Origin of the sequence: Albidovulum sp., from assembly GCF_049646345.1 — a bacterium.
Classification (GTDB): Bacteria; Pseudomonadota; Alphaproteobacteria; order Rhodobacterales; family Rhodobacteraceae; genus Albidovulum.
In genome coordinates, this window is sequence record NZ_JBARVQ010000690.1 from 1 (window position 1) to 2,426 (window position 2,426).

At 58.5% G+C, this 2,426-nt stretch carries 4 protein-coding genes and 1 riboswitch; of the genes, 1 reads left to right on the forward strand and 3 read right to left on the reverse strand.

From position 1 onward, the window contains the following. Nucleotides 1-71: 71 nt before the first annotated feature. A complete protein-coding gene (locus WBB85_RS17985; protein WP_263739917.1) occupies nt 72-242 on the reverse strand; it encodes a CbtB domain-containing protein in 171 nt (56 codons plus the stop codon). Between the two features lie 34 nt (nt 243-276). Then, nucleotides 277-493: riboswitch (cobalamin riboswitch) on the reverse strand. A gap of 555 nt (nt 494-1,048) precedes the next feature. Here WBB85_RS17985 and WBB85_RS17990 point away from each other — a divergent pair. Continuing rightward, nucleotides 1,049-1,471: a transposase gene (locus WBB85_RS17990; RefSeq protein ID WP_432639970.1), complete on the forward strand. Its 423-nt coding sequence runs from the start codon at nt 1,049-1,051 to the stop codon at nt 1,469-1,471. A gap of 38 nt (nt 1,472-1,509) precedes the next feature. Here the strand turns inward: WBB85_RS17990 and WBB85_RS17995 are convergent, their stop codons facing one another. Continuing rightward, complete coding sequence (locus tag WBB85_RS17995; protein WP_432639971.1) at nt 1,510-1,884, reverse strand: DUF2237 family protein; 375 nt, start codon at nt 1,882-1,884, stop codon at nt 1,510-1,512. Between the two features lie 9 nt (nt 1,885-1,893). Next, a partial coding sequence (locus WBB85_RS18000) for a serine hydrolase domain-containing protein (RefSeq protein ID WP_432639972.1) occupies nt 1,894-2,426 on the reverse strand: 533 nt, incomplete at its 5' end.

A 2,426-nucleotide genomic window follows, 5' to 3' on the forward strand; every position in this document is an offset into this window, starting at 1 on the left:
ACCCCGCTGCAAAGCCGGCGATCAGCCCGCCGGCCAGCATACGTTGAATCATTTTGGACCGTTGGCCTGCCTTAGTGGCAGGGGAACCCGGTCGCGTGGCGCATGTCGTGCGCGGCGTCATGCAAAGTCGCCGACTGGGCATGGCCCGCAACGAACATCACGGTGGCGCCGATCAGGGCCACGAACAGAATGGACATGAGACCGGTAGAGGTCTTGGCGGCGGTTTGGTTCAGCGCGTTCATCGTTCTCTCCTTGCCGTCACACCCGACAGCGTTCGCGTTGCCTTCACGCATGGCCGGTCTCCTGACTTGCGGGTCGTCGCAGCTTTCCGCCTTCCCGGGGACGAACCCCAGTGGCCGTTGGAAAGCCGCTCGCCGCTCACAGTCGCGGGGGCGGTTGGGGCTTTGGGTGCCGCCTTTGGTCCACCCTTCCCCATTCCCGTTTCGGTCCTGACGCTTTGCGCCTGTAGGACACCATGCAGATCCCATCTGCCAGCAAGCGCGCCTTTCGGTCAAGATGTAATCACGCCGCTGCAAGGTACGATTGCGACCTCTTCCTTCATCTTGGTCCAAATACCTGTAGCGTTTCGGGTTTACACTGAATCCGCATTCGGACCTTTTCGTTCGAAATTCGATACTTGTTATCTCAGCGAAACCCCGAAACGCTTGTCCTATGAATTTGCCTGTCTCCTTGCGAAGATGGCGCCTCTGCCAGCCATGTCATTTATTGCGGGCAGAGGCGGTGTATGGATCGGGACATGCTGGTCATCGTGGACCGTACCAAAGTGCGATCGCACACTGTCTTCTCATGAGGCCTGATGGGATACGCGGGATTGCCGTCCCGGATGACAAGCATAGGACATGACGAAGATGACAGGCGATGGCATTGGCACAGACATTCCCAAAGACAGACTGGATGTGCACCGTTTGCGCGACGGGGCCTTCGTGCAGGTCCCCAACACCAGAACCGGTTTCCGGAAGCTGCGTCGCTGGATCTGCAGCAACAAAGGCTGCCGCAAAAGCTGACCCGACGCCGCTTGTGCCAGGTTGTGGCTGATATCGCTGAACTGGATCAGGCAATCCGGACACAACTGGAAACCTGCTCATCCCGCAAACCTGCGCTGCGTCTGATCCAAAGCATCAAAGGCATTGGCGCTATCGCGGCCAGAACGATCCTGATCGAAATGCCAGAAATCGGCGTCCTGAGAAAGCAGGCCGTGGCTTCACTGGCAGGCATTGCTCCGATCACGAGGCAGTCTGGCAGGTGGCGAAGACAATCGTTCATCCAGGGCGGTAGAAAACCTCTGCGCGATGCGCTCTACCTGCCTGCTAGCGTCGCGACCCGGTACAATCCGGAACTGAAGGCGCAATACGAACGCATGAAGGCCGCCGGGAAGTCGTCTAAGGTCAACATCACGGCCATCAAGAGCAAGCCCCTTATCCTCGCAAACACTCTCGTCAAAGAAGACTGAGAATCGGAAGAAATCAAAGCTCGATCGAAACGGATACTTTAGATCGCAGCGTCATACGCCTTCAAAACAGACAGGGGCACGATCTCAGCGGCCCTTGCATGGGTGGCGGCCAGCCGCACATTCGGGGCGCAGCCTTCGTCATGGGCTTGCAGGAACCGCGCGGCGCAAAGGCACCAGCGGTCACCCGGTTTCAGACCGGGAAAGCGGAACTCGGGGCGCGGGGTCGACAGGTCGTTGCCGACATATTTCGACCAGGCGAGGAACTCTGCCGTCATCTCAACGCACACAGTATGACTGCCCTGATCCTCGGCGCAGGTATTGCAGTGCCCGTCACGGAAAAAGCCCGTCATGGGATCGGTTGAGCAGGGTTCAAGCGCACCTCCGAGGATATTCGCGGCCGGATCTTTTTCCATCTCTCGCCCCTACCTGACTGCCGCAATCGTCTTCAGCATCGCCTCGTTCACCGCGTCAACGCCGTCATTCTTGAAATGGCGATCGACGGCGTTGACGACAATGACCGTATCATGGCGGGGCGAGAAATAAATGAACTGTCCATAAATTCCCTGCGCCATGAAATCCCCCATCGCGTTCTTCGGTATCCACCATTGATAACCATAAAGCGCTCCGTTCGGTGCAGAGGGGAGGGTTGAGGCCTCTACCCAATCAGCGGACACGATCCGTTTCCCCTGCCATTCACCCTTTTGCAGCACCATCTGACCGAACCGTGCATAGTCGCGTGTCCGCATATTGAGACCGCCAAGGACAAAGGCGGTGCCTTCGCCGTCGGTCAGAAAATAGGGCTCCGCCTCGAACCCCATGGGTTGGATGATCCGCTCGGCCATCAGGTCGGCCGGGTCACGTCCGGTTGCGCCCGCGATGATCATGCCAAGAACATGAGTGTCGACTGAGACATAGTCCCACCGCGTACCGGGTTCTGCCTCACGCTCATGCAAAC